At 58.0% G+C, this 26274-nt stretch carries 27 protein-coding genes and 2 tRNA genes; 15 read left to right on the top strand and 14 right to left on the bottom strand.

All coding sequences use genetic code 11. The features are described from left to right. The first annotated feature begins 74 nt into the window (after positions 1 to 74). From PYRFU_RS01840 to PYRFU_RS01860, 5 genes are all read left to right on the top strand, one after another. A complete protein-coding gene (locus PYRFU_RS01840) occupies positions 75 to 1031 on the top strand; it encodes a hypothetical protein (protein ID WP_048191353.1) in 957 nt (318 codons plus the stop codon). Positions 1032 to 1037: 6 nt separating this feature from the next. Then, on the top strand, positions 1038 to 1955 hold the full coding sequence (locus tag PYRFU_RS10625) for a hypothetical protein (protein WP_014025908.1): 918 nt from the start codon (positions 1038 to 1040) through the stop codon (positions 1953 to 1955). Then, a complete protein-coding gene (locus PYRFU_RS10335) occupies positions 1933 to 2901 on the top strand; it encodes a DUF5591 domain-containing protein (RefSeq protein WP_014025909.1) in 969 nt (322 codons plus the stop codon). The genes PYRFU_RS10625 and PYRFU_RS10335 overlap by 23 nt, the downstream gene beginning before the upstream one ends. A 5-nt stretch (positions 2902 to 2906) precedes the next feature. Further along, complete coding sequence (locus PYRFU_RS01855) at positions 2907 to 3587, top strand: hypothetical protein (RefSeq protein ID WP_014025910.1); 681 nt, start codon at positions 2907 to 2909, stop codon at positions 3585 to 3587. A gap of 660 nt (positions 3588 to 4247) precedes the next feature. Next, the gene (locus PYRFU_RS01860; RefSeq protein WP_048191355.1) at positions 4248 to 4862 is read left to right on the top strand and encodes a hypothetical protein; all 615 of its coding nucleotides are present in this window, start codon (positions 4248 to 4250) and stop codon (positions 4860 to 4862) included. Here the strand turns inward: PYRFU_RS01860 and PYRFU_RS01865 are convergent. From PYRFU_RS01865 to pdxS, 6 genes are all read right to left on the bottom strand, one after another. Then, positions 4859 to 5320, bottom strand: coding sequence for a transcriptional regulator (locus PYRFU_RS01865; RefSeq protein ID WP_014025912.1), 462 nt, complete (start codon positions 5318 to 5320; stop codon positions 4859 to 4861). The genes PYRFU_RS01860 and PYRFU_RS01865 overlap by 4 nt on opposite strands. A gap of 91 nt (positions 5321 to 5411) precedes the next feature. Then, complete coding sequence (locus PYRFU_RS01870; RefSeq protein WP_167827791.1) at positions 5412 to 5795, bottom strand: hypothetical protein; 384 nt, start codon at positions 5793 to 5795, stop codon at positions 5412 to 5414. A 126-nt stretch (positions 5796 to 5921) separates the two neighbouring features. Further along, a complete protein-coding gene (locus PYRFU_RS01875; RefSeq protein WP_014025914.1) occupies positions 5922 to 6233 on the bottom strand; it encodes a hypothetical protein in 312 nt (103 codons plus the stop codon). 33 nt (positions 6234 to 6266) lie between these two features. Next, positions 6267 to 6354, bottom strand: a tRNA-Ser gene (locus tag PYRFU_RS01880). A gap of 181 nt (positions 6355 to 6535) precedes the next feature. Continuing rightward, a complete protein-coding gene (locus PYRFU_RS01885) occupies positions 6536 to 7321 on the bottom strand; it encodes a sulfide-dependent adenosine diphosphate thiazole synthase (protein WP_048191358.1) in 786 nt (261 codons plus the stop codon). Between the two features lie 318 nt (positions 7322 to 7639). After that, positions 7640 to 8668 carry a pyridoxal 5'-phosphate synthase lyase subunit PdxS gene (gene pdxS, locus PYRFU_RS01890; RefSeq protein WP_048192223.1) on the bottom strand — a complete coding sequence of 343 codons (1029 nt, stop codon included), beginning with the start codon at positions 8666 to 8668 and terminating at the stop codon, positions 7640 to 7642. 219 nt (positions 8669 to 8887) lie between these two features. Between pdxS and PYRFU_RS01895 the strand changes: the two genes are divergently transcribed. Continuing rightward, positions 8888 to 8964: transfer RNA gene (locus PYRFU_RS01895), tRNA-Ile, on the top strand. Between the two features lie 188 nt (positions 8965 to 9152). Here PYRFU_RS01895 and ahcY read toward each other — a convergent pair. Together ahcY and gins23 are read right to left on the bottom strand one after the other, a co-directional pair. Next, the gene (ahcY, locus tag PYRFU_RS01900; RefSeq protein ID WP_014025917.1) at positions 9153 to 10409 is read right to left on the bottom strand and encodes an adenosylhomocysteinase; all 1257 of its coding nucleotides are present in this window, start codon (positions 10407 to 10409) and stop codon (positions 9153 to 9155) included. Between the two features lie 92 nt (positions 10410 to 10501). Next, positions 10502 to 11062 (bottom strand): DNA replication protein Gins23, encoded by a 561-nt coding sequence (gins23, locus tag PYRFU_RS01905; protein WP_014025918.1) that lies wholly within the window; start codon positions 11060 to 11062, stop codon positions 10502 to 10504. 135 nt (positions 11063 to 11197) lie between these two features. Here gins23 and cimA point away from each other — a divergent pair, with 135 nt between their 5' ends. Both cimA and PYRFU_RS01915 read left to right on the top strand, forming a co-directional pair. Continuing rightward, positions 11198 to 12805: a citramalate synthase gene (gene cimA, locus PYRFU_RS01910; protein WP_014025919.1), complete on the top strand. Its 1608-nt coding sequence runs from the start codon at positions 11198 to 11200 to the stop codon at positions 12803 to 12805. A 341-nt stretch (positions 12806 to 13146) separates the two neighbouring features. Further along, entirely contained in the window at positions 13147 to 14508 is a 1362-nt protein-coding gene (locus PYRFU_RS01915) for a glutaredoxin domain-containing protein (protein ID WP_014025920.1), read from the top strand. On the opposite strand, the gene PYRFU_RS01920 is transcribed toward PYRFU_RS01915, so the two are convergent. Then, positions 14505 to 15767 carry a phosphoribosyltransferase family protein gene (locus tag PYRFU_RS01920; protein WP_052296913.1) on the bottom strand — a complete coding sequence of 421 codons (1263 nt, stop codon included), beginning with the start codon at positions 15765 to 15767 and terminating at the stop codon, positions 14505 to 14507. The genes PYRFU_RS01915 and PYRFU_RS01920 overlap by 4 nt on opposite strands. 235 nt (positions 15768 to 16002) lie before the next feature. Here PYRFU_RS01920 and modA point away from each other — a divergent pair, with 235 nt between their 5' ends. The 5 genes from modA to PYRFU_RS01945 all read left to right on the top strand — a co-directional run bounded on the left by modA (position 16003) and on the right by PYRFU_RS01945 (position 20683). Further along, a complete protein-coding gene (gene modA, locus PYRFU_RS01925; protein ID WP_014025922.1) occupies positions 16003 to 16848 on the top strand; it encodes a molybdate ABC transporter substrate-binding protein in 846 nt (281 codons plus the stop codon). A 7-nt stretch (positions 16849 to 16855) separates the two neighbouring features. Then, entirely contained in the window at positions 16856 to 17611 is a 756-nt protein-coding gene (locus tag PYRFU_RS01930) for a molybdate ABC transporter permease subunit (RefSeq protein WP_244403883.1), read from the top strand. Next, positions 17599 to 18678: an ABC transporter ATP-binding protein gene (locus PYRFU_RS01935; RefSeq protein ID WP_014025924.1), complete on the top strand. Its 1080-nt coding sequence runs from the start codon at positions 17599 to 17601 to the stop codon at positions 18676 to 18678. Before PYRFU_RS01930 ends, PYRFU_RS01935 begins: the two co-directional genes overlap by 13 nt. 77 nt (positions 18679 to 18755) lie before the next feature. Beyond that, entirely contained in the window at positions 18756 to 20246 is a 1491-nt protein-coding gene (gene purD / locus PYRFU_RS01940; RefSeq protein ID WP_014025925.1) for a phosphoribosylamine--glycine ligase, read from the top strand. A 140-nt stretch (positions 20247 to 20386) separates the two neighbouring features. Continuing rightward, positions 20387 to 20683 carry a hypothetical protein gene (locus PYRFU_RS01945; RefSeq protein ID WP_014025926.1) on the top strand — a complete coding sequence of 99 codons (297 nt, stop codon included), beginning with the start codon at positions 20387 to 20389 and terminating at the stop codon, positions 20681 to 20683. Between the two features lie 172 nt (positions 20684 to 20855). Here PYRFU_RS01945 and PYRFU_RS01950 read toward each other — a convergent pair whose 3' ends face one another. From PYRFU_RS01950 to PYRFU_RS01965, 4 genes are read right to left on the bottom strand one after another with little or no spacing between them, the layout of a single operon-like run. After that, positions 20856 to 21476, bottom strand: a complete 621-nt coding sequence (locus PYRFU_RS01950) for a MarC family protein (protein WP_048192231.1) — start codon at positions 21474 to 21476, stop codon at positions 20856 to 20858. Continuing rightward, positions 21463 to 21852 carry a hypothetical protein gene (locus PYRFU_RS01955; protein WP_167827792.1) on the bottom strand — a complete coding sequence of 130 codons (390 nt, stop codon included), beginning with the start codon at positions 21850 to 21852 and terminating at the stop codon, positions 21463 to 21465. The genes PYRFU_RS01950 and PYRFU_RS01955 overlap by 14 nt, the downstream gene beginning before the upstream one ends. Then, positions 21842 to 22558, bottom strand: a complete 717-nt coding sequence (locus tag PYRFU_RS01960; RefSeq protein WP_014025929.1) for a metallophosphoesterase family protein — start codon at positions 22556 to 22558, stop codon at positions 21842 to 21844. The genes PYRFU_RS01955 and PYRFU_RS01960 overlap by 11 nt, the downstream gene beginning before the upstream one ends. After that, entirely contained in the window at positions 22540 to 23253 is a 714-nt protein-coding gene (locus PYRFU_RS01965; protein WP_014025930.1) for a DUF434 domain-containing protein, read from the bottom strand. Before PYRFU_RS01965 ends, PYRFU_RS01960 begins: the two co-directional genes overlap by 19 nt. Before the next feature lie 110 nt (positions 23254 to 23363). Here PYRFU_RS01965 and PYRFU_RS01970 point away from each other — a divergent pair, with 110 nt between their 5' ends. Beyond that, a complete protein-coding gene (locus tag PYRFU_RS01970; protein WP_048191361.1) occupies positions 23364 to 24098 on the top strand; it encodes a hypothetical protein in 735 nt (244 codons plus the stop codon). Here the strand turns inward: PYRFU_RS01970 and nadC are convergent. Further along, entirely contained in the window at positions 24028 to 24924 is an 897-nt protein-coding gene (gene nadC, locus PYRFU_RS01975) for a carboxylating nicotinate-nucleotide diphosphorylase (RefSeq protein WP_014025932.1), read from the bottom strand. The two genes, PYRFU_RS01970 and nadC, sit on opposite strands and share 71 nt — an antisense overlap. Before the next feature lie 86 nt (positions 24925 to 25010). On the opposite strand from nadC, the gene PYRFU_RS09830 reads away from it, so the two are divergent. Further along, positions 25011 to 26273: an ATP-binding protein gene (locus PYRFU_RS09830; protein WP_014025933.1), complete on the top strand. Its 1263-nt coding sequence runs from the start codon at positions 25011 to 25013 to the stop codon at positions 26271 to 26273. Position 26274: the final 1 nt, after the last annotated feature.

Consider the following 26274-nt stretch of genomic DNA (forward strand, 5'->3'; position numbering starts at 1 on the left):
AGCCGCCAGACAGATTATGTTTGGGCCCAACACATAAAACTCGTTTGGCCCAAACAATTGACTGGGTCTCGGGTTTGACCGCGGTTGGCGCCGAGCAGCCTAGGCCCGCGCCCGACGAGTACCTGGACTCCCTCCGGGCGGCGGGGAGGCGCGACTGGATACCCGAGGAGTGTAGCGTCGACGGCGACCTCGTCACCTGCCCGCGTGAGGCTCTCCGTCGTCTACTCCTCGCGGCGGCCGTGGCGATCTTCAAGCAGAGGCTACTCGAGAGGGCTCTGCGCGAACACGAAGACCTCTACGAGAGGCTCCGCGAGAAGCTGGAGGCCGTCGAGGCGGAGGTCGGGTGGCTGGAGGAGGAGCTTGCGGGGCTCGAGAGGCTTGTTGGGAGTCTCCTCGGGCTCCAGCCGCGCGTCGAGGAGCTTCTCAGGGAGGTGGGGGAGGCGAGGAGGGAGGCTGCTCGGCTCCTCGAGAGGGTCGGGAGGTGGACATCGGTATGGGAGTGTAGCTACTCGATCCCGCACCCGGAGACGATCCGTCGCAGGTGTAGGCGTAACCGAAGGCTCTGCATCCTCGCGGATAGGGTGCAGCGCGCTAAGGCCGAGTGGTACGATTTCCTGTGGAGCCTCCCCGTCCTCGAGCTGGGCGAGGGCCGTGTCCTCCTCTTCAGGGAGGTTGACGCCCGGCGCCTGGAGGAAGTATGGAGGCGGCTCTTCGACGGGATAGTCGAGGGGCTGAGGAGGGAGGGGTACCGCACTCGCGCATCCTGCACGTGCATCAAGCGCCTCGTGGCGCCCGAGCAGCTGGTCAGGGATGTTGAGGCTGAGGCGGAGAGGCTCCGCGGCGAGATAGAGAGGCTCGTCGCGAGGTCCGCGGAGCTGGCGAGGATGGGCCGGTCCGCCTCGAGTATCCTCCGCCGCGCAGAGAAGCTCCGAGAGAGGCTGGCGCAGCTAGAGCAGATCCTCCGCGAGCTCCGCGAGAAGCTGCCTCGAGACGCTCGCGCTAAGGCCCCAACCGCGGTTGCACGGGGGTGACTGGTCGTGCTCAGGGTATTCCTCGTGTCAGTGCATGAAACTAACGCGCTGAGGGAGGCTCTAGAGACCCTGGCGAGGCTGGACCGGGAGCTGAGCCGCTGCTGCGGCGTTAGGATTGGCTTGTTGGCGAACTGGCTCAAGTGGCGGTATAGGCTCGAGTGGCTGGTGGCCGCGAAGAGACGCTACGGGCTCATAGTCTACGTTGATAGTGGCGGCTTTCAGGGTAGGGTGGAGCCAGAGGAGTACGCGGGGTGGCTGTGCCGCTACTGGCGGCTGGTGGATGTCGTCTTCGCGCCCGACGACCCCGTCCTCCTCTGCGGGGATCCTCTCGACGAGCAGTGTAGACGGCGGAAGATCTGGAGGACTATGGCACTGGCCGTGGAGTTCGCCCAGCTGGTCACCGAGAGGTGCCCGGGTGCCCTGCAGAGGCTCTCGTTGACGCTCCAGGGCTTGACGCCAGACGAGTACATGGAGTGCTACCAGGGCATCATTGACATGCTCGGGAGCGTGGGCGTCGAAGCCTCGGACTTGAATCCTCTCATCACGCTGGGCTCCCTGAAGCTACGCTCGTGGAGGTCTCGCGTCGCGGGGCTACGCGGCACGATAGCCGAGGTTGTGAGCGAGATCAACCTGAAGCCTCTACACCTCCTCGGGGTGCACGGCAGGGACCTCCACAAGGTGCTGAACAACGCCAACGTCCACAGCGCTGACACCGGCGCCCAGGGCCTCAACTACATCCTCAAACACCGTGATGTGCTCGGATGTGAGAGGCTGGGCCCGGAGTGCTACGCGAGAGCAGTGGAACGCGAAGTCTTCTCGAGTCTCGAGCCTCTCCTCAAGCTCTCCAAGCTCCGTACCCTCGACAAGTTCATCCCAACCGCGGTCGAGAGGGTGGCTGGCAGTGCAGAGGCTCAGGGTGCCTAAGGATCGGCTCGGAAGGTTCCCTGCTAGACACCATCTGGGTATAGACCCTCAGCTTACGGGCATCAGAGCGTTAGAGCATCGTGCGGTGCGAGAGTGGCACCATTGGCTGGCTGACAGGTGGCTCCCCGAGTGGCCGGTCCTGCTCATCACGCCGTGCAGCAACGTGAAGCCCTACACGCGCTCCCCGACCTCGAGGAAGATCGCCGCGGTGCTCCGGAGGCTGGGGCTGTGGCGCGGCGGGGCCCCCTTCGGCGTAGAGTGGCTCTACCTCTCGGATCTACTGGTTCTCGTGCCCTACGTACGCGCGGGTGAGTACCCGGCGTGCTGCTACGAGCTACACCCCGAGGAACTGTTGAAAGACAGGGAGCGTTACGAGCTGATTGTGGGGCTCCTCTCAGACCTGATAGCCCGCAAGCTCTGGCCGCACACAGTCATCCTATTCCTGCCGAGGAGGCACCTCGAGTTGTGGAGCGAGGCCTACTCGAGGGCGAGGCTCAAGCCACGGGTTGTACGGGTAGCCTACACTATCTTCTCGGTGAGGGGCCTCGAGGAGGCTGTTAGAGCGGCGGTCGTCGAGGCTGCTCGTGCAACCCGTGCCGTGCTAGAGAGGGGTCTCGGGGATGATACCTGCTCTATGGCTGTGCATCGTGCTGACGGCTCGTACATCGAGATCCGCCACCCTAGCGACTGCAGCGGAGAGTGGTGTAGACAGGACGCTCGTTTCGCCGAAACCTGCCTAGAGTCCCTGTGCAGGCGGCTCTGGCTCGTCGATAGGTTCGCCGGCCCCCTGGATCCCGGGAGGCTACCGGATCGCATCCGCAGCTTCTGCGTCGAGAGGGGCTACCTCCCGGCCCACGCGCCCCGCCAGGTGAGCCTAGACGAGATCCTCCCGGGCAACCCCGCCCAACCGCGGTTGGAACAGCCTCGCAACGCTCATAGGGGGTGAGGGGCGTGGCTGGGAGGAGGGTAGTGGAGGCTGCCGTTCCAACCGCGGTTGTACCGGGGAGGCCCAGATCCCAGAGGGTGGCGCTACTACTAGACCACCTGCTCGCGAAGGGCGAGGAAGGGGCCCTCGCCCACGAGCTCAGCCTGGTGGCCGGCATCCCATCCCGTCAGGTCTACCCGTACCTAAGGTGGTGGGTCCAGAAGCGAGTGGTAGAGGTCTCGAAGGCCGGCTGGCTCAACGTCTACCGGCTCAGCCGTAGGGTCCGGAGGGCCCTCGAGGAGCTTCTAAGGCTCTTGTTCAGGTCTAGGGAGCTGCGTCTGGCTCGCCTCGCTCAGAGGCTCGCGGAGCACCGTCTCATGAGGAGACTGTCGCTCATAGAGGCGGAGGTTGTGGCGTTGCTCGCGGAGCGTCTCCTCTCGGGCAGCCCCTACCTGAGGATAAGGGCGGAGTCTAGGTTCCACGCCCTCGACGTGCTCCGCGTGAAGCTCGAGGCTAGGCTGCGTAGGCTCGGCCTAAGCCCCGAGCAGGTAGCCACACAACTACAACTACTGGGGGAGGCGCTGGAGGAGCTCACCGAGGCCGGGGTGATCTACACCCACTGGGACGCCCGCAGCCACACCCTGGTGCTCAGACTCGACCGGAGCATCGAGGAGGAACTCCGGCGACTAGGAGAACCACGAGGCTAAAACCACCCCCGCTTCCACTGGAGCACCTGGAGAACCCCCTACTCCTCTCTACTATCCTAACTACTCCAACCGCGGTCGAATCCCCCGCTTAACCGCGGTTAAACCCCGGTTCCAACCGCGGTTGGAAACAAACTCCCCCACATCAAGAGCCCCGAGCACAACAAGACACCCAAGACACTCTTACCCACGAGTACCTCCCCACGCACCGGGGTCTGGTTTAACCGCGGTTAGACTCGGGTTCCAACCGCGGTTGGGGTGGACCGAAAGTACCGGACACCCCTCCGGACAGGAAGATATTCTAGAACAACCATGACACGCTATCTTGTTATATACCATTTTACGGGCTAAACTCGGGCTGAAGAGAAGCTAAACTCGCGGGGATCATCACGCGGTGCATAGAGACTTAGGTTTCAACCGCGGTTGGAACCCGGGATTCGGGCCCGGGAAGCGACCAGGGAGGCGCAAACAAGTAGTTGTGGTAGTCGAGGGGTTCGCCCCAACCGCGGTTGGATGCGGGCGGGGCTAGGCGAGACACTGCTCTAGTCAACATCCCTTTGAGCAGCCCTGGGTGTGGCTTGCCGCTGGTTGGCCTGCCTGGGTGTGGATGTTGGACGTTTGGAGCCTCGCCCTACGGGCTGTCGGGTTTGCTGCGGGGCCGTAGTGGGGCTTCTGCTAGGCTGGGTGTTTCGCGAGGTTAAGGGGCTCTATGACCGTGTGCTACGCTTCGCCGAGAGGCTCGAGGCGGTAAGGGGGGAGCTTGAGGCGAAGCTCTACAGGGAGAATGGCGTCTATCATGCGGCGCTGCTCGGCGAGAAGATGGGCGTTACGCGTAGCCTCGTCGTGATCTACGAGGATGTTGGTGCGCTGTACCCGCGGGAGGTGGACGAGGAGCTACAGAGGTTCTACGCGTATGCTGTTAGGCTACGGGAGATAGCGGAGGATTATCCCTCGCCGCGGGAGATCCGAGAGATGGCTTGGAGGTTCATCTGGAGAGCCCTCTGGCTGCTGACACCAGCCATGGCCCTACCTCTCGCCTTTACGCCCCTCCCGGCGCCTCTGGATGCGCTCGCTAGTTTTGCACTCATACCAGCGCTTATAATGCTCTACGCATATAACGTGCTTGACGTGCTTCGTTTGAAGCTAGAGGAGTCGGACGAGAAGCGTAGGGAGTTTTGCGCGGCGCTGGGCGAGAGGATAGGGATGATGGAGAACCTCTCTAGCCTACGCGGTAAGAGAGTATTGTCGAGGGAGTTGATGGGGAGGCTGTGTGGCTAGGCCTCGAGGATCCTCTCGGCTATCTCGCTCTTCTTGGCGTACTCGGGGTACGCGCTGTACACGTAGCGGAGGAGCTCGAAGGGCTTATCGGCCCACAGGCGGACCAGCCTCTCCATCTGCTCGAGGAAGTGGGGCTCCTCCCTCCTCAGCCTCTCCACTATCTCCTCGTAGAGCCTCCTCCCCTCCCCGGTCAGCTCGAAGACGTAGACGGTGTATGCTCCTCCATGAGAGGGCTCGGTGTGCACCCTCACCAGGCCCCGCCTCCTCGCCTCGTCGACGCCCCTCGCCAGCTCCGCGGAGACCGGGCCGTAACGGGTGGGTGTGTACCCCAGGCAGCAGCCGCCCGCCTCAACGACGCCCAGGAACCCGAGCTTCTGGAGAACCGTGCCGCCACGCAGCCGCCCGCCGGCGAGCCCCACGAGCAGCACAACCCACTCGACGGGCGATAGCCTGGCCACACATCCCCCCGTAGAGGCGGGGGGTACCAGCATACAGGGTTATAGCCGGAGATGGCGAGCTGTGCCGGCTATGCGTCTAACCGCGGTTGGGCTAGCCCAGTCTCCACTTGAGCCAGTAGGCGACGAGCCGCGCGTTGAACAGGAGGAAGAGGGGCGCGATTATCGCGCCTCCGAGGGCTAGGCCAGAGGCCTCCTTCTCGCCGGCAAGCGCCGCCGCGAGGGCAGAGACGATCATGTTCCCAAATGCGACAGCCGCCGTATCCCTCACTAGGGGCCCGGCGCTCCCCACTCTCCCGCCGAGCCTCCAGGCCGCCACCAGCAACTCCGTGACCGCGAGGACCGCCAGCCCGTCGATGAGCGCGGCGGCCAGCCCGAGCCACCAGTAGGGGGTGTCGGGCGGGAATCTATCCAGGAGCACCAGAGGCTGGACGAGCCACACAAGCCACGCGAAACCTGCGAGCACGAAGCCCAGCACCAGACCCGCTCGGGTCAGGGCGCCTGCCAACGCCCGCCCCCGCCCCAACGCACAAATGAAATGAGTGCGGGGTGGCGGGCCCGCGGGGATTCGAACGTCTTGGCTACCGACTGGCTACGAAGCGTATCATACGTGAGTCTCTACTATGCGTGGCTTTAGGACTAGTACTTTGCCATCGTCACGCTCTACAATCTCAACGTCAAATTCAACACCCTCGAGAGGCTTTACCCCTAGTTTCTCAAGCAGGTCGATAGGGATGTCTAGACGCGGCCTTATGTAGACATATTTCTTATGGCCGCGCCTAACACTGTTTCGTGTCCAATGAAGCTTAAGTGTCACTTTTGCGACACCATCTACTCGTTTTCTATCTTCGGTCTTTTTGGCGTTGTTGTGTACTACCCTCTTGCTTTCTCTCTCCACTCGGGCCTCTAGAGCCACGCGGGCCACCTCTTGGGGGTTGGGAGGAGCGTGTGGCGCCGGGGGCGGGATTTGAACCCGCGCGGGGTTGCCCCCACCGGCTTAGCAGGCCGGCGCCCTAGCCAGGCTAGGCGACCCCGGCACCAGTTCCGTTAACTTCGTCACTTCGGGTCCGGCTATAAGTGTTGCGTATGAGTGTCATAGTGTATTATGGTTGTGTTGTGGGGCTCGGTGTGAGCTATGCCAGTCATCCCGCGCGGGTCAGTGACTGCCCGCCTCCCCACAGCCCCGTGTGGCTGCGAAAATAGTGGATGGGGTTGTTTCTACTTGCCTCTTAGTTTCTCTGTTATCAGGTCGGCGACTTTCTTGCCGCTTAGGAGCATGCCGCCGAAGATTGGGCCCATCCTATAGTAGCCTTTGACTGCTGTGGCTGCCATACCTGCGACGTAGAGGCCTGGTATGAGTTCTCCCGTTGCCTTGACTACGAGCTTCTCGCCCTCCTCGGCCCAGGCGGGGCCGTCGCCCGGGACCTCAGGTGCCTCGCCACGTAGCTTCTGATGGGCTATCCTGGCGAGTCTAGCATCGTGGCCAGTGGCGTCAACAACAGCCTTAGCCTCGAACATGAGTGGGTCTACGTGTAGGTTGGCTATACCCACCGCGCTCCACAGGGCCATGACGCCGGCTACCCGGTGTCTCTCGCCCTCCTTCCTAACCACCAGGTCGACGGCCTCGAGCCCGAGGATTATCTTGGCGCCGGCGTTCACAGCAGCCGAGGCGAGACCGGTTATCAGGGCGACCGAGTCTAGCGAGTAGATGCCCTTGACGCTTGTCGGGTGAACGCGTATACCCATGTCATTTAGCACTGGGAGTGCCTCCTCCTGAACCAGCACCTTGTGAAAGAGCATGCCACCGCCTCCAATGCCGCCACCCACGCTCAGACGCCTCTCCAGCACGAGAACCCTGAAGCCCCGCTTGGCTAGGTAGAAGGCGGCGGTTAGGCCAGCAGGACCCGCGCCAACGACTATCACGTCGCTTTCGGCATACTCGACTAGCTCCTTAGAGGCCTCCTCGATGATCACGCGTGTGATAATGGCATCAAGTCCGGGCATGGCCGTTCGCCGGGTTGTCATGTGCCCAGGAATAACCACCCCTCAAACCCTCCGCCACGCTCAACAAGCAATCCACCAGGTCGCTAATCCATGTTGTACTCCACGGTAACGCTATAGTAGTGGTATTAGAACAGAGCATGTGACGAGAGTATATCGCAATGTCGTTGTAGAGGCTGGGTAGTGTAACACCAGGCGGGTTGAGATGAGGCGGTAAACTAGGACTAGTGTGAGGCGCGCATCTAGTAAAACTAGTTTAAGATCGTGAGGTAGTCGTGTAAGGAGAGAGGTGCAAAGAATCCGGCTCGGGTTACACGCGCGTTAGGCGTCGGCGCCTCTAACCTGTAGTAGCTCTTCCGGCTTGAGCTTGCGAATGTCGATTCCCATCATGCTCTTTGACTCGGATATCATCCTCTGCGCCTCTGCGACAGTCTCCGGGTCATCCCACATCGCCGTTGCCAGCACGATTGCCTGTGCCCTCTCCCTTGGATCCTGGCTCTTGAATATCCCGGAGCCTACGAACACGCCATCAGCGCCAAGCCACATCATGAGGGCTGCGTCTGCAGGTGTGGCTATACCGCCTGCTGCGAAGTTTACGACCGGGAGCCTGCCGAGTTTCGCGGTCAGCTCGACGAGCTGGTAGGGGACGCCATACTCTCTTGCCTTCCTCATCCTCTCCTCGGGGGACATGGAGCGCAGAGACCATATCTCGCTCATAATCTGCTTCATGTGGCGTACTGCCTCGGCGACGTTGCCGGTGCCCGCCTCGCCCTTCGTCCTTATCATCGCGGCGCCCTCGGTTATCCTACGGAGAGCCTCGCCGAGGTTCCTAGCGCCGTTGACGAACGGTATCTTGAACTCCCACTTGTTTATGTGGTGGTGTTCGTCGACGGGTGTCAACACCTCACTCTCGTCTATCATGTCGACGCCCACGGCTTCGAGTATCTTAGCCTCCATGTAGTGCCCGATTCTCACCTTCGCCATAACGGGTATCGTTATGCTCTCCATAACCTGCTCTATGACCTTGACGTCAGCCATTCTCGCGACGCCACCCGCCTTCCTCACGTCGTAGGGCAGCTTGTCGAGAACCATGACCGAGACGGCGCCAGCATCCTCGGCTATCTCTGCCTGCTTAACGTTAGTAACGTCCATGCAGACGCCTCCCTTCTGGAATATCGGGAAGCCATACTTCACGCGGAGAGTACCACGAGCAGGTATCTCGATAACCTCGGGGAGCCTCTCCGGCCCATAACGGAACCAGAGTCCATCCTCACGCAGCCTGTCAGCAGCCTCGGCCAGCCTGTAGAAGAAGTCGACTATAGTGTCAAACCCGACCTCGTAGAGACGCACGGACCCCATCCAATGATGGTATGGTCCTAGAGGCTCGGCCACGAGCCTACCCCACCCCCATGATTGCAACACAACCCCCATAATACACCCTGCCCGGGGTTACACGCGCAAGCCAAGAACGCCGGGGCGTGCGGCTAAGAGGCAACGTAAACATAGCAACACGCCACTAAAACTTATAAAGGGTCACGGAGACCCATCCCTCAAACGGAAGAACCCGCTGGGCCCGTAGCTCAGCCCGGTAGAGCGCCCGGCTCATAACCGGGTGGTCGGGGGTTCAAATCCCCCCGGGCCCACCACTCCTCCTCACCCATCACGAGCACGTGATTGATGTCACATTAATCACTCCTTTGCACCCGCCCAAGAGGGTGCAGAATGTGCCGAGTCCGTGGTGGTCAGGGTTACGCGAGACGCTCGTCATGCGACGGTCTATGAGGATGTGGAGGTATTCTGGGCCAGAAAATGAGAGGAAGGCACATGTCCGCTCTTAGTCTAGCTTCCAGCTCTCAAGGTACTTCTTCTGTTCCTCGGTGAGCTCGTCTATCTCGATGCCCATAGACTTTAGCTTTAGCCTGGCAACCTCCTGGTCTATCTCGAGGGGCACATTGTAGACTTTTGCCGGTAGCCTCCCCTTGTTCTTGACGAGGTACTCTACCGAGAGGGCTTGGTTAGCGAAACTCATGTCCATTACTTCGCTTGGGTGGCCCTCTGCGCATACAAGGTTGACTAGGCGCCCCTCGCCGAGAAGGTAGATCCTCCTGCCATCCTTCAAGCGGTACTCGGTTACGCATGGGCGTATCTCTCTCTTCTCGGTCGCGAGTTCCTCAAGGTCGGGTATCCATATCTCGACGTTGAAGTGGCCAGCGTTGGCTAGTATCGCGCCATCCTTCATTAGCTCCATGTGCTCCTTTCTTATCACAGCCTTGTTGCCGGTGGCGGTGATGAATATGTCGCCTACCTTGGCTGCCTCCCTCATTGGCATGACTTCGAAGCCGTCCATTACAGCTTCGAGGGCGCGTATCGGGTCAACCTCTGTCACGATAACTCTCCTCGCGCCCAAGCCCTTGGCTCTAAGAGCTATGCCGCGGCCAACCCACCCGTAGCCAGCCACGACGACAACCTTGCCAGCGACGAGTATGTTCGTGGCGCGTAGGATGCCATCGAACGTGCTCTGACCGGTTCCGTACCTATTATCGAACATCATCTTGGTGCGAGCGTCGTTAACGGCTATGACGGGGTACTTGAGCACGCCCTGCTTCTCCATAGCGCGTAGCCTAATGACGCCCGTGGTAGTCTCCTCAGTGCCGCCCCACACCTTCCCAGCGATCGACGGGAACTTGTCGTGAAGCATTGCGTGTAGGTCGCCACCATCGTCAATAACTATGTCTGGCTCCCACTTCGCCACGAACTCTATACACGAGAAGTACTCGTCCTCGTTCATGCCCCTCCAGGCGCACACCTCGATACCGTCCTTCACGAGAGCGGCTGCAACGTCATCCTGCGTGCTGAGCGGGTTGCTAGCCGCGAGCCTAACCTCAGCGCCGCCAGCCTTCAACGTCCTCACGAGAGCAGCCGTCTCTTTGGTGACGTGGAGAACTGCGCCAACCTTTATGCCCTTCAGGGGCTTCTCACGCTCGAAGCGCTCCCTAATCATCCGCGCAACTACTGGCATGTTACGCTCTGCCCACTCGATCTGCAGCTTACCACGCTCAGCCAAACCAAGGTCCTTCACGCGATACTCCATCGTATGGTTCCCCCGGCAACCCGCGCACCCAGCCTAAAAAATAACAGTATAGTAGTGGGTCTTGGTGCACCCTGGCCGACACGCCAAGAGCGTCAAGCTGGGTGTGGTGCTACCCTCCTCTTCCACTCCTCAATCCTAGCGAGAAGGTCGTCGTGAAGCGTCTTCTCTTCGGGCGAGAGCTTCTCGTACACCTCGGCGCGGGCGCCTGGGCTGCGTAGAAGCTGCAGGATAGTCCAGAGGCGCCTCGAGACAATCTCCTCGAAGTATAACTCTGCCTTGCTCTTCTCCTCGAGGAGTTGCGGCTCAGGTCTCCTCCTTAGCTCGGTCTCGAGTCTCCTGAGGTAATCGGCGGCGCGGAAATAGAAGTCCTCGGGGAGCGAGGGTGTATCGGCGAGGCTCCTAGCCTCCGTCACTATGAAGTGTACCCTGGCTATATCATCGAGGCTCATTGGCGACTCTAGCGGCTCCACTATACCCTTCTCCTCGAGCACCTTAGCTATCCACCTAGGCACCTCTATCTCAGTACCCTTCCTCAACTCTATCTCTACGCCATCGATCACTATCTTGCCAACCTCTTTCACGACCATCACGCGGACGGGCCTTGTCTCGTAACGGATGCGCAGCGCCTCAAGCTTAGCTTCAAGGCTCGGCATCCAGCCTCACACCAACCCTCAATACATGGCTGTACGGGCAGGGGTAGAAGCACTGTTGGCAACAGCATGGTTAGTGTTTTAATCGTGGGTTGAGAGTGGCCCGGGACTCGCGGTGCATGGGGTTGCCAGGTGGGTATGAAATTCAAGGCGAGACTCCCCAAGGAGGTTGAGGTACTCGATTCTACTCTACGTGAGGGTAGCCAAGCGCGTGGAGTGAGCTTTGATGTACAAGGCAAGGTTCGCATAGCACTTGAGCTTGATAGGCTTGGGGTGGCCTTCATCGAAGGTGGGTGGCCGGGAAGCAACCCAAAGGACGACGAGTTCTTCCGCGTCGTGCGCGAGTATAGTCTGGAGCATGCCGAGTTAGTAGCCTTCACCTCGACCAGGAGGAAAGGGGTGCGAGCCGAGGATGACCCGATGTTATCCAAGGTTCTCGAGGCGGGCACCAAGTGGGTAACCGTGTTTGGCAAGTCCTGGGATCTTCACGTGCGTGAGGTGCTCCGAACGAGCCTGGAAGAGAATCTCGAGATGATATATGATACTATCCGCTTCTTCCGCGAGCATGGCATCAGGGTAATATTCGATGCTGAGCACTTCTTCGACGGGTTTCGTGAGAACCGTGAGTATGCGCTGAAGGTTCTCGAGACGGCGCTCGAAGCTGGTGCAGAGAGGCTAGTCCTTGCTGATACGAATGGTGGTATGCTGCCACACCAGGTGTACGCCGTGGTATCGGAGATTGTAGAGAAGTTTGGTAGCCGGGCGGTGATAGGGCTTCACATGCACAATGACAGTGGCAATGCTGTGGCTAACACGCTTATGGGCGTCTTGGCTGGCGCTAGGCATGTGCAAGTAACTGTTAATGGTATTGGTGAGCGTACTGGTAATGCAGACCTCTGTGTAGTAGTGCCGAACCTAGAGTTGAAGATGAATATCCGGGCCCTTAGGAACCCCGAGGGTCTAAGGCTGTTAAAGAGGCTCTCGAGACTAGTCTATGACTTGGCCGGGCTAGAGCCTAACCCGTACCAGCCATACGTAGGCGACTACGCTTTTGCGCACAAGGCGGGCGTCCATATTGACGCTGTGTTGAAGAACCCGAGGGCTTATGAGCACATAGACCCCGAGCTAGTGGGCAACGAGAGAAGGCTCACAGTCTCAGAGCTTAGTGGCGCAGCTAACCTCGTAGCCTGGGCTCGCGAAGAGCTAGGCTTGAAGCTAGACAAGAACGACCCTGCTGTGAGGAGAGCGCTAGAGAGGATCAAGAGGCTGGAGAAGGAAGGCTATAGCTTTGAGAACGCAGTCGCGACTGCACTATTGATACTCCTAGAGGAGCTCGGCCTGCGCGGTAAACCCTTCGAGGTGCGCCTCTGGCGTGTTATGAGCGGCGGCGAAGAGTGGGGCTCTGCGAAAAGCTGGGCTGTCGTTAAACTAGCACGAGGTGACCGTGAGGAGCTGGCGGCTGGAGAAGGAGGAGGACCAGTACACGCCATAGACGAGGCACTTCGTGGTGCACTCTCAAGGCTATTGCCGGAGGCCGGAGACATACGACTGATAGATTACAGGGTGCATCTGCCCATAGCGTCGAAACACACTGCTAGCGAGGTACGTGTTGAAATAACCTTCACGGATGGTAAGAGAACGTGGACAACAACCGCCATATCACAGAACATCATCGAGGCCAGCCTAAAGGCGCTGGTCGAGGGCTTTGAGTATCACTTGTTGAGGAGGAGGCTACGCGGCGAGTAGTGGGCGACGTGCAATTCGTACCTCGGTTCACACGGGGCCCTACGGCCCAGTCACCGAGGCCCCTGACCCCCATGCTACACTTTGACGGCAGTTTTGACCCCGCATAACCTCTACCCCATAGCTCGCCGTGAAACCAGGTTTTATGCAGCTGAACCTCCGGCACCATGTGTGCAACGAATTTACTCGGGTTGATGCGTCAGCCTCTCTTTTCATTTTAGCTTGTTATGCTCGGCCCGGCTCTCGAATATCGTTATGTGTGATGTTAGTCAAGGTCTCCTAACGGGTATCCTTTAACTGGGTTAACGGTGAGACGCAAGGTCTGGACGAAGGGTGTTAGAAGCTTGGCGAGCACAACTATTGTACGCGGGCGTGCACATAGAACGGCTCTACACGCTCTAATGTCAATCTCGCTATTGTTGCTCATTACTGTGGCTCTACAGCCTCTTCACGCGGCAGCATCAACCCCGGACACAAACAGTTGCAGCGTGATACTATACGGGAGGCACACATGCCCTCATTGTATGGCTACCTATGAGGCCCTCAAGAAGCTAGGTCTGAACATCACCTTCCTCGACGTGGAGGTTGACAAGGAGGCCGCAAAGGCATACGCTGAGATGTTCAAGAAGTATATGTTGAAGTTAACCACCATGGCCGGTGTGCCGCTGACATACGTACGTTGCGGCAACTACACGATGCTTATACTCGGTGAGGTCATAGCGCCGGGATACACGACTGCGGACGAATACAAGCTATGGGCTAAACTCCTAGAGGCGTTGATGAATGGCACTGGTGTTGCAGCCGCTGGCAACAAGATAACGTTCAAGAGTGTTACTTGTCTCTCGTTACCCACGTGTGGCGACGTCCTTCCCAGGATAAACCAATCGTTGTTTGAGAAGGGCGCGGGTGATATGGCAAGACGTGTATTTTGCCTCGGAGGGCTAGCACTATGTCTAGCCTCGAACGAGACGATAACGCCGATTCTACCCGGGCAGAACGTGTCCAGCGAAACAAGCAGCCCGGCACAAGCTCAGAACGAATTACTACCTCTCATCCCGGCGCTGGTCGGCCTGGCTCTACTGGACGCAATCAACCCATGCTTCTTGGCGCTCTACACGATAACGGTAGCTGCGGTGGCTAGCATACGTGGTTACCGAGCAGCTCTAGCAACGGGGCTTGGTGTTGCTCTCGGTGTCTTCACAGGATACTACCTTCTAGGCCTTGGGTTGCTAGCCGCGCTAGCCAGCCTCCCATGGCTCCGTGTGGTACTCGCAGCAGCCGTTATCGCGCTAGGTGTCTTCACTACGCTACGCGACCGTGGCATTATACGCTTTGGTGGCGAGGAGTGTCTCGTGTGCAAACTGGCTGTTAAACTGAAGGTCGGAAGCGCCGAGATGACGCCGATATTGGGGTACCTGTTCGGCTTCATATCGAGCCTGACGCTCCTCCCCTGCAGCGCCGGGCCATACGCCATAGCCGCGATATACCTTGATGGTCTCCCTCTTGTCGATAAACTTGTGGGCCTAGCGATTTACAATATAGTGTTTATCGCGCCGATACTCGCGATGGCTATGGCTGCTAGTGTGGTTGCGGCATACACGAGACTCCAGGAGAAGATAAGGCCGCTCATAGGGCCGCTGCTAATAGCCCTAGGTATCTATGTGCTGCTCGAGCCCCAGTTGGGATTAATGCTGAGGCTAGGTTAGGCTCTGGGCGCCTCACCACCCATACATGCGGCGCAGGGCTTCACATCCCACTTTTCGAGTATCGCTAGCGCCTCCTTGAGCGGCAGGCTCGCGAAGCTATCAGCCTCTAGTACGTAGCGAATCTCGTCAAGACGTAGATTGGCGGCGGCTAGCCTAGACTCCTCCCAGGGTACGAGACCATACGGGCAGCTACCACTTACAAGCGGGCTACCAATGGCAACGTGCACCTCAGTAGCGCCGTAACGGAGCCTTAAGAGCCTCGCAACGGTCTTCAGCGTGATGCCGGTCACGAGGCTATCATCCACAACGGCTACTCTCTTACCCTCAAACACGCCCTTCACCGGGTTAAGCTTGAGGTGGATTAGCACCATTCTCTCCTCAACGTCCTCCATAAGCCCCGTTCTTAGCCTCCCAATGCTAGAGACGAAGCCTAGCTCAAGCCTAGCACCCTTGGCCTCTGCGTAGCCTACCGCATAGGGCAGTGCAGTCTCAGGAACCCCAACCACAACGTCAACATCGGCATCGTGATGTCTTGCTAGCCTCTCGCCAGCCTCGCGACGATAGAGATAGATGGGGACGCCGTCTACAACGCTATCCGGTCTCGCGATGTACACGTATTCGTACAGGCATGTTGCCTTAACCCCGCCGCCCTCAAGAACCTCCTCATCGAGTACCTCCTGGTCGCCATAGATTATCGTTCCAGGAGGAAGATCGCCCCTCCTAATACCACCCATCAGCTCTATAGCCACGCTCTCCGTGGCGGCCATGAACGCGTCGAAACCGTAGGCTCCGTAGGATAACGGGCGTAGGCCGAGTTTCGACCGATAAATGGCGAACGAGCCCCGCGCGCCTATAGCTACGAGTGTACAGCCACGCAGCAGATCGAGACTAGCAGCTATCGCGTCGCGTAGCGACTCTGGACTCGCGTCATTAGCCTTGCCTCCGATAGACTCTGCTACCCTAGCAACATCGCATGGACCGTCAACGGCCAAGCCAATCTCCTCGCCGCTCTTGGTCCTAGTTTTTACGATACGACCAGCAGGTGCTGCAAGTAGTGTGGATCCGCGTGGAAGCTCCAGGGGCTTCTCCTGAATACCGCGTAGGTCGATAATGTGGGGCCCATCTATGCCGTCACTCGTCATAACAATAGCTTCTGCCTCGTGTACGCCACGGTGACTAAGCCCTATCAAACCATACCTAGCGTACCGTGTAGAATCCCATATCGGGTCAAAGAAGTGTACAAGCATTACCCAGCTCAATAGAGCACCCCGCGTGTGCCCCAGGCGCCAAGACCAGCCAATATCTCCTCTCGGGGTGCCGCAGAGCACGCGCGAGCGAACTCCCGTACCCGCTTATTAGTGGAAGACGTAGCGGGCCTCATTGTTAGTCAAAAAAAAAAAAGAATGATGGTATCGTGTATATCTCCTCGCGCTTGCTACATGGGCGATACTCCTTTTTACCAGGTGGTGTTTAACGCCGACTCGGTGATTCCTTGTGAAGGCACCACGCTTCGCTCTTGTTGGTCTCTTGGTTGCTCTGGGCATAGTTGTCCTAGCTCTAACGATGGTTAGAAGCGGGTATGGCACGGCAACCGAGACTATTGTTCACAAGGAGACTATCCGTGTGTTGCTACCTGCCATTGCGAAGAAGCCTTGGGAGGAGATAGTGGCTAGCTTTGAACGCGACACTGGCATACACGTGGAGGCAGCCTATGGTAGTACAGGTTGGATACTTTCGCAGCTCAAAGTTGGGCATCCTGCTGATGTCGTGGCAGTTGCGTCGATAGAGGATATGGAGAAGGCTATCAGAATGGGCTTCGTAGACCCGGATAGTGTCAAGCTGATAGCCTGCACGGTACCCGCTATAATAGTGCCGCGAGGCAACCCACGCAACATAACGTGTCTAGAGGATCTTGCGAAGCCAGGTGTCCGTATAGCGATAGCTGACCCGGAGACAGTGGTCGTCGGGAGATACGCAAAGAAGCTACTCGAGTATAACCATCTCTGGGACAAGGTGAAGCCGAATATCGTGACCTACGCGAGGAACTTCGCCGATCTAGTTAATACGCTCATAACCGCTAAGGGGAGGATAGACGCAATAATAGCGTTCCATGTTGCGCACTACTGGTATCCGAATGAGACCGAGTTGATATGGCTGCCACGCAGCCAAGTACCCTGCGCGACTTGCATCACGATAGCGGTCGCTAAGGGTGGTGACACGGCACTCGCAGAGAAGTTCATTGAGTACGTGCTTGGCAAAGGGATGGAGGTGTTTGAGAAGTACCACTACATGACCCCAGAGGAGGCTGAGCATCACGCGTTGAAGATAGGGGGATGCTAACTTGAAGGTGACAGGTAGGATTGTGCTGCTGGCCTCAGCGGTGCTCATGCTCCTGGTACTTTCTAGCATCGTGCTGCTCACAACGCCAAGCGACATACTAGAGGCTATCAGGTCCGAAGAGTTCCGCTACGCCATACTACTCAGCCTCGCAACATCTACAGCTTCGACTATACTAGCCCTGTGTACCGCACTACCACTAGCCTATATCATCGCCGGTGAGAAGCGCTCCAGCCTCCTAGCGGAGGCCATACTGTCTCTACCTATGGCTATGCCGCCAGTAGCTCTAGGTGTAACGCTACTAGCCTTCTTCACGAGGAACGTGCTTGGCGTGACTATCGACAAGCTAGTTGGTGTGGTGTTCAGCATACCAGGCCTAGTGGTAGCACAGTATTTCGTGATACTCCCGTTGATAATTAAGGGTTTGAGGTCAGCGATCGAGGCGATACCCGAAGAGTATATCGGCATTGCACGGACACTGGGCTACGGGCCGATAGAGACTCTAGTGTATATCGTGGTGCCCTTGGCTTGGAGAGGCATACTCGCTTCCACCGTGCTAGGATTTGCGAGAGCTATGGGCGAGTTTGGTGCTAGTGTTATGCTAGCGGGCGCGACGAGGCTGAAAACAGAGACAATACCCATAGCCATCTACCTCGCTATGGAGGGTGGTGATTTGGGGCTTGCAGCTGCAATGACAATTGTCTCTCTTGTCGTGGCCTTTGTTGTCATGATTGGTGTGGAGGTGGTGGGTAAATGGCGGTATTGAGAGTCGAGAGTCTAGTGGTCGAGAGGAGTGGTAGGAGAGTGTTGGACGAGGTCAGCTTTGTGCACGAGTCCGGTATACTAGTAGTACTGGGGCCCAACGGTGCCGGGAAGACGACGTTGCTGAAGAGCATAGCGGGTCTAGTCGAGCCCTCGAAGGGCGTGATAGAGATTGGTGACATAGTAGTCTATGATTCGTGGCGTAGAGTCAACCTGCCGCCAGAGGCCAGGAGGGTGGGCTACGTCCCCCAGAGCATCTCGCTCTTCCCCCACATGACCGTCTACGAGAACCTAGTGTTCGCGGCGAGAAAGAGACATGGACGCGAGGCTCATCGTGTGGCCCGCATGTATGCAGAGTTGCTGGGTATAGAGCATCTACTCGACCGTAAGGCGTCACAGCTTAGTGGCGGGGAGGCTCAGAAGGCGGCTATTGCCAGGGCCTTGGCTTCTGACCCGGCGCTTCTCCTGCTAGACGAGCCGTTTAGCAACATAGACGCGCCTAGCAGGGATAAGCTGCGCGTCGAGCTCCGGAGGCTGTTGGTAAAGCTCGGGAAGCCTACTGTGATAGTCACTCATAGCTTCGCAGACGCATGGATAATGGGCGACGCTATAGTGCTCTTGCGTGATGGGCGTATTGTTGCCAGCGGGGCACCATCCTCCATGCTGCGCCCGAGAAGTCTCGAGGCGGCTAGGTTCCTAGGCTTCAACCTCATACCGGCAACTCTGCTAAGCGTTGAGAACGGTATCGTGGTGTTAGAGGCTGGTGGAGAGAAGGTTGTGGGGGAGGGTGTTAGTGTTGACGCGCCACCCGGTAGCCGGGTGTATATCGCGGTGAAAGGCGATGACGTGATACTCTCCAGGGTGCGGGGTGAGGGGCCTAACTGGTACCGGGGTGTCGTGGTATCCCTCTACGAGACGCGTTACGGGCTGAAGCTCGTGATAGAGGCTCTTGGCGCCCAGCTCAACGTTGAGACTACAAGGGCGTATGCGAGGAGTATCCTGGGCGGTGTCAAGGAGGGGCTAGAGCTATGGCTTCACCTGCCGCCGGACGCTGTGAGCATCGTGACGTGAGTGTTGCGCCTTGCTAGGCTCGCCGGAAGTCTCAGCTATTAAGGAGGCCTTGTTGCGCCACGCGTGGGGCTAGCGGCGTGAAGGTACTCCTTATAGGAAGCGGTGGTCGTGAGCACGCGCTAGCCTACATGATATCACGTTCTCCTAGGCAGCCACGCCTCTACGTTCTAAGCGACTATGTGAACCCCGGTCTCGAGAATGTAGCGGAGGCAACAGGCGGTAAGCTATACGTTGGCAAGACGACTGATCCCCAAGTGGCACTTCGCGTTGCACGTGAGGTCAACCCCGATCTCGTAGTGATTGGCCCCGAGGAGCCACTCTTCCACGGTGTTAGCGATGCGCTTCTTGACGAAGGGCTCCCGGTTTTCGGCGCCAGGTCAAGGCTCGCCGAGATAGAGAAGAGTAAGGTGTTTGCAAGGCAGCTTCAATGGAAGTACCGGATACCAGGTCGCCTCCGCTTCACTGCAGCCAAGAGCCTCGACGAGGCTGCCAAGGCAGCAGAGGCCATGGGCGACGCGGCTGTCAAGCCAGCTAGACAGGCAGGTGGACATGGCGTTAAGGTGTTCGCGGCGCCAGCCCCTCACGTTGACGAGGCGGCTGCTGAGGTCAGGAGGGTGTATGCCGAGCAACTTGCAAGACGTGTTGCCGAGAAGTATGGCGACATAGAGCATCTTGTTATCGTCGAGGAGAGGGTTGAGGGTGTTGAGTACACGCTAATGACCATAACTGACGGGTCTACCGTCCTACCGCTCCCCATCGTACAAGACCAGCCATACCTCTTCATACACGATATCGGCCCTGAGACCGGAGGCATGGGCGCCATAGCTGGCCCGGGCTGGACGCTACCATTCATAACGAGGGATGAGCTTGAAGAGACGAAAGTAATCGTTGAGAGGACCATTGAGGCGTTGAGGAGAGAGACTGGGTTAGAGTATAGGGGTGCGCTATCCGCCCAGTCGATGCTCACCGCGTTGCAAGGCCCGGTTCTGATAGAGTACTATGCGAGATTCGGTGACCCCGAGATATCGGCACTAGCTCCAATAATAGAAAGTGATATGGTAGAGTTGCTCGAGAGGGCCGCTACTGGTAAACTGGCTGGAGCGAAGCTAGAGATACGCGAGGATCTACATGTTGTCGTGAAGATCGTGGCGCCCAGAGGCTACCCGGAGAACCGGGCTAAAGCAAAGAATCACCCGATAGACTACTCTGAGGCGCTTGAAGCAGCCAGAAAGCTAGGGTGTCACGTTTTCACAGCGGGTGTCTATCGCGCCGAAGATGGGAGGATCTTAACGACGGGCTCGAGGGCCCTCGAGATAGTGTGCGCGTCGCCGACGAGCCATCACGACGCGTCTATGAAGGCGGAGAAGGTGATTGCAGGCATACGTCTGCTTGACGGGTGGGAGTTGATACACCGTAGAGACATAGGCACAGAGCAGCACGTGCAACTGAGGATCGAGGAGGCTGAGAGGATACGCCGCGTCTATCTGCACAGGAGGAGGATGGGGCTCGGCAGGGTAGTCTACGACTGGGTGCCTGGCCGCGGAGTCCAAATCTATGACTACGGGTGAAGGAGTGAGTTACAAACGGCCGGTGATGCAACGGGGCAGTGGCGAACCTGCGCCGCAGAGCGGTGACGAGAGCCCGCCCACCTGAGGCCCACCAGCCGTTTTAGCATGTACGGCCACACGCGTCAAAAGGGAGCAGACTGTTGACCGAGCAGCAGCTGGTTCTCGCGGCCCTCGCCTATAGCATCTTCATGATGATTACCCTACCGACAATCGTGCCTAGAGTGTATGAACGCAGCTCAAACCGCCCGGATATACTGCGAGCGACATGGTGCCTAGCTGGACTGCTACCCCTTGCACCGTTAACACCACTGGCACTACCGCTGATCTTCATAGCTCCGCTTCTCGCTGCAAAGGGGAAGAGACGCTTAGCTAGCCTCCTCTACATACCACCAATCCTACACATAGTTGTCAGCGTAGCAGCTGCTGTACGAAATTAATGCCGAGGTGCAGGACCCCAGGATGAGTAGAAGGGGATGACACGCCCGCCTAGGAGGCCGAAGCCCAGAATACCGTGAGGAATAGCGGCCCGCCCTGACCCAAACCTCAACCCTCCACTCGTAAAAGCATTCTCCTATATTCGTGCATGTTGCCCTGTACGACAGACTGTCTTCAGCTCGAGGACTCGGCGTTGATACTAGCAATATACTCTTCAACACCCTCCCTTATCATTGCGACTGCGATAGCTGCCAGAAGGAACGAGAATATCCTTGCGAGTGCGACGGCTCCACTCTTCCCGAGCAGGTGCAAGAGCCGTCCACCCGCCAGGAGTATCACGAGTGTCAACGCTGCGACCACTGTTGTCGACACTAGCGCATAGTAGAGGCCGTAGACAGCCTTGATGTATAGGACTGTTGCTATTGCACCTGGCCCGGCTAGTAGGGGTGTAGCGAGAGGCACGATAGCTATGGTTTCCACGTCACCCTCTGCTTCAAGTCTACCCGCCTCGGTGAACCCCATGACGCCAGCGACGCCGTACAGCAGGAGTATGATGCCGCCTGCTACTCGAAAGTCTGCTATGCGTAGACCGAAATAGGAGAGCACCACGTCGCCGATTAGCCCAAACACTAGGAGTATGATAGTAGCGGCTATCACGCTCTCTACGATGATCTTCTTCCTTCTCTCGCTGCTCATCGAGTACGTTACCGCGTGGAATATTGGCGCGTTGCCTATGGGGTCTACTATTAGGAACAGTATCGCTATAGACTTGACCAAGGCCTCATCGATTGGCATGCCCGCCAATATACTCCCTCAAACGCATGACGACTGCCTCCAGCCTCTTAGATTTACACTCCTCCACGCATCTATCGAGACACTCGCGGTCGCTAGGGTCGCATCTACCATATGCGCACTCATTCTTACACCCCCGGTCATTAACCAGTAACGCGTAGATACCCTCCCGGCCGCTTAGCACCACTTGGTTGACGAGAGGTCCTATACCAGCCTCGCGGATAACCGTCGCAACCAGATTCACGTCATCAATACTCCTCTGGTATATGAACGCGTGTAACGGGCTCTCAAAAGCCTCGAGTATCCTCTTAGCCATCTCGCGTAGCTTCTCAAACTCCTCGCGTCTAGAAGCCAAGGCCCCGACTACCCTACTCGACACGAGCTTCAACCTCTATTATCGTGATGTCGCGTCTCGCGGGAAACGCGACATTATACACGGGTACACTGTCTACAACAACTTGCAGGACACGAGACTTATGTGCATGTCCGTGTATCGCGAGGCTAGGCTTAACCCTCCTGATGACCTCTTCGAACCCCCGGTGCCCCATCTCGGGCCATATCTCGCGAGGCTCGCCTTCCAAAGTACGCCAGGTTAGCGTGTAATGCGATACGAGTATCGTTACATCAGCCTCTCTCTTCACCCTGGAGAGTAGCTCTTCGACACGCCTGATGCGTTCCGCGTAAACCCTCCACAGCCATGGCATCTTCCTCCTTTGCCACATGGTAGGCCTCTCTAAGCTACCGCGAGTCCCAACAACACCAACCCTAACACCGTCAACATCAACGACTATACTCTCATCGTCAAGCCACTTGACGCTCGGGTACATCTTACGAAACCTTTCCTCAAGCCCGATGAACTCCTCGTTACCAAACACTGCTATCGTCGGTTTCTCGCCACACACGGAGTAAAGAGCATCCAGTACAGACTTGAGAGCCTCTACGCGTCCCTTGTAAACCATGTCCCCCGCAAAGATGTAGAGACTAGTCTCTCTACACTCTCCTGTCCTCCTCTTCAGCGCGGCGACGAAATCAAGCAGAAACTTGGGGCTATGCACGTCAGACACGGCTAGTAGCCTGAGAGCCATGGCGGGGATACACCCCACAACCGGGCGAGACTGTCAAACCCCCTGGATAGTAGGGATGCCGTATCCACGGTCAACGCGCCGCGCAACAGCACATAGTGGGTTAGATAGTTACACCCCCCAACCCTCTCAAGCACGACAACATCCGATGTTATAGGCGTGTACCCCCTCTGCTCAGCCGCGACTAGGATACTCTTGTCTGTCGTCTTGCTAGTTGCTGCTGTAAACCCCTCTCTCCGTATCATAGACGCGAGCCAACCGCTTCTACTCACGCGCGAGTCAAGATACACTATAGGACGACCACCGAGATGCCTCTCAAGAGCCTCTAGATACTCTATTAGTGGGTGTAGAGCCTCCTCGGGGCGAGGCTTCCACCCGCCCATCACGTCCCTCACAAAGCCATCCGGGCATATTAGCACCGGGATACCATCCTCCACGCATACGAGCGAGACTATCACGTTATACCCGTCAACCGCATAGACGCCGCCAGGCGGGCACCTCGTCAACCTCCTAACCTTCTGTATGACCTCATAAGGATGGATACAATGGTATACGGCGAGTTTCTCCCACTTGTTTAGACCCCTCCTCGCCGCCACCACCTCTAGACTCTGGCGGCGGGGATACCCTCTAGAGAGTAGAAAGTACATATCGAGCATAGCCTCTATGAGCACATCCTCGCGTAGGACGGGCTTCTCCATGCTCTACCCGGCAGCTATGAGACTAAAGCCTCGAGTCATATAGGGGCGCATGCTCCCGATGGACGCGTGGCTAGTGGAGAAGAGACGCGGATGGGAATGTGGTGTATGTGATGAGCTGGGAGTCGTTCAGATACGCGCTTGACGAGCTCCGCGTGCTTCTCGAATCGTTGCGTGGCCGTGGTGGTCTGAGAAACGGTCTCAGTTATGTGCGCGTATCTGACATTGTGGAGCAATCGCGGTGTGAACGAAGACTCGAGGCTATCATGGCTGCCGAGAGAGTTGTAGACGAGAGGGTTAGGGAGGTAGCGCTCCTAGCTGAGGTGGTGCTCGGGGCTAGGAGGAGGCTCCCAGAGAAACCGCCGCAGCGCGTCATACTCTCGTTGCCTATTGTGGGTGAGGTTGTAGGAATCCCGATAGTGGGGAGGCCGAGAGGCATTCTCGTCGAGGAGGGGATTGTCAAGGCGGTTGTGTATGCTAGTATCTCGAGCAGGCCAAGTAGGCTCTACGAGCAGGACCGAGTGAGGGGCTACGCCTTCTGTGCAGCGTTACACGGCTCGCCGTTGCCCGTCGCTGGCGACGCTGTATACGTGCACGTCAAGGGTGTGAATAAACATGATCTTGCAGAGGCTGTCGAGGAGGTTAGGGTTTCTCTCGAAGAGAATGGGCAGCCGCCGATGCACCCTCATGTACACGTGCTAGCCTGTGACCGTGACGCGTCGCTAAGAGCCCTAGAGCCGCTCTTGGCGTACTGGCTTGGTCTCCGCGATGTTATCGTCAGGAGAGGGCCCTGGTGCCGGGACTGCCCCCTTCGCGACGATTGTCTAGAGGCTCAACAACCAGGCTGATATCCACGCGCTCCGGGCTCATCGTGATAAAGCTCGTGCTTATCACGTCTACATTTAGCCTCGCGTACTCCAGTATATTCTCGGATGTAATCCCCCCGCTCACCTCGACAACAACCCTGTCGCGAAGACCGCGCTTCTCAAGCTCCTCGAGGATAGCCCTGACCACGCTAGGCGGCTGGTTATCTATCAGGATGGCATCAGCCCCCGTCTCGACGGCGGCCAACGCCTCCTCAACATTATGGACCTCCACCTCCACGCGATGCACGAAACTCTTCCGCCCAACTACTCTCCTTACAGCCTCCCCAACCGACCCGATGAGTGCAACGTGGTTATCCTTGACTAGTATAGCATCGCTAAGCGTGAGACGGTGAGTGTCACCACCGCCCGCCTCAACAGCCCTCTTTGAACAATAGCGGAAACCCGGCACAGTCTTCCTCGTCGCGGCGACCCTAACCCGCGGGTTAACCCTCCTAACCATCTCCACCAGGCGCCTAGTAGTAGTCGCGATAGAGCATGCGTATATGAGCGTGTTGAGCGTTACACGCTCAACCTCTAGAATCGTTGCAGCATCGCCAACAAGAAGCATCATGTCCGAGCCCGGCTCGACCCACTCTCCGCTACGAGCTTGAAGCTCAACACTCAGCCCGAGCCTCTCCAGGCTATATGCAACCTCCTCTACACAGGCAGCTACACAGCCGCTCTTGCAGACGATTCTCCCCCGAGCCTTAACACCACGTAGCCTCACAGCCTCCGTGGTCAAATCCCACTCCGGGATATCCTCGCGAAGCCAGCGGAGAAACTCGCGGTAGAATAGCTCGTAGCTCAAAAGCTTCTATCCCGATTTGACAAACACGGGCATTGCAGCTTAGCTTTATCCCCTTTCGAGGCCGTCTAGGGGAGGGTACAGCTCCTTTGAAGCTGAGTGGAGGCTACGGCCCGGTACTCGACCACGCTGAGCTTGAGCGTCTGCTCTATGCGCTTGCGAGGAGCGTCATTATCGATGGTCGTGGGGGTAGGGAGGCCCCCGCGGTGTTCATCTGGGGGCCGCCTGGCGTCGGGAAGAGCGACACTGTGAGGAGGGTTGCGGCACGCTTAGCAGAGGAGAGTGGCAGGCGACTAGTTGAGTACGAGGGTGTCGAGACACACCGCATGGTGAGCAAGGAGCCAGAGAAGTACCTGGTGCTGGTCGACATAAGGGCATCCCAGCTTGAGCCGAGTGACGTCCAGGGGCTTCCGAGGCTTGTGGAGGAGGATGGTGCAGTCTACACCGTGTGGGCAGCTCCCCTATGGGCTCGCATACTCTCCCTTCCCGGGATAGCGGGGATATTGTTCCTCGACGAGGTCAACCTTGCATCACCATTAGTCCAGGCAGCTCTATACCAGGTTATACTCGAGAGGAGAGTTGGATCACTTCACCTCTCTAACCGCGTATTCGTCGTTGCCGCGGGTAACCGAGAGCAGATAGACAACCCATATGCACGCCCATTAGCACCGCCCCTCGCAAACCGCTTTGTGCACGTTACGCTAGAGTGTCCGGACCCCACCTCCTGGCTACGCTGGGCGGAGGCTAACGGGGTGCACCCCTGGATACGCGAGTATATCGCGTCCAGTGCCGCTGGCGGCAAGAACCCGTTGTGCGGCATGAGGGCTGTCGGTGAGAGCCACGCGTTCCCAACTCCACGTAGCTGGGAGTTTGCAAGCAGTCTACTCAAGAGGTGTCAGGAGGCGGGTGGATGTAAGCGCATCGAAGACGATGACACAGTGATGATGATTGCTGCTGCGGTAGGCAACCATGCCGCCAACGAGTGGAAGATCTGGGCCGAGGTTATGAGGGGTCTCCCATCCCCCAAGACACTCGCAAAGAACCCGGAGAAGCTCGCTGAGGTGCTCTCTAGCGTAAGGGCGCGTGGCGAGAGCATGGCAGCCTACTATATACTCGCTAGGGTCGCCTACGCGGCTCTAGACGACCCAGAGGTATACGCTAACTTCCTCCTCTCGCTGGAGAACGTGATACGCAAGGCGAGGCTCACAACCGACTACTTTAACGCCATAGTGAGCCTCACGCATCCCCTGGCACGCGATAAGCTCGAGAAGTTGCGCTCCAAGAACCCCAAGCTATACCAGCAGCTCAACGCCCTCCTGACAAGATACTACACGATGCAGCCGGTGATGTAGA

The organism is Pyrolobus fumarii 1A, from assembly GCF_000223395.1.
Classification (GTDB): Archaea; Thermoproteota; Thermoprotei_A; order Sulfolobales; family Pyrodictiaceae; genus Pyrolobus; species Pyrolobus fumarii.

Coding starts and splice junctions, on each gene's coding strand:
- PYRFU_RS01960 (WP_014025929.1), bottom strand. CDS start 22,558: ATGGCTCTCAGGCTACTAGCCGTGTCTGACGTGCATAGCCCCAAGTTT.
- ahcY (WP_014025917.1), bottom strand. CDS start 10,409: ATGGAGTATCGCGTGAAGGACCTTGGTTTGGCTGAGCGTGGTAAGCTG.
- PYRFU_RS01965 (WP_014025930.1), bottom strand. CDS start 23,253: ATGGAGAAGCCCGTCCTACGCGAGGATGTGCTCATAGAGGCTATGCTC.
- gins23 (WP_014025918.1), bottom strand. CDS start 11,062: ATGCCGAGCCTTGAAGCTAAGCTTGAGGCGCTGCGCATCCGTTACGAG.
- PYRFU_RS01970 (WP_048191361.1), top strand. CDS start 23,364: ATGAGCTGGGAGTCGTTCAGATACGCGCTTGACGAGCTCCGCGTGCTT.
- PYRFU_RS01885 (WP_048191358.1), bottom strand. CDS start 7,321: ATGCCCGGACTTGATGCCATTATCACACGCGTGATCATCGAGGAGGCC.
- PYRFU_RS01950 (WP_048192231.1), bottom strand. CDS start 21,476: ATGCCAATCGATGAGGCCTTGGTCAAGTCTATAGCGATACTGTTCCTA.
- PYRFU_RS01935 (WP_014025924.1), top strand. CDS start 17,599: ATGGCGGTATTGAGAGTCGAGAGTCTAGTGGTCGAGAGGAGTGGTAGG.
- cimA (WP_014025919.1), top strand. CDS start 11,198: ATGAAATTCAAGGCGAGACTCCCCAAGGAGGTTGAGGTACTCGATTCT.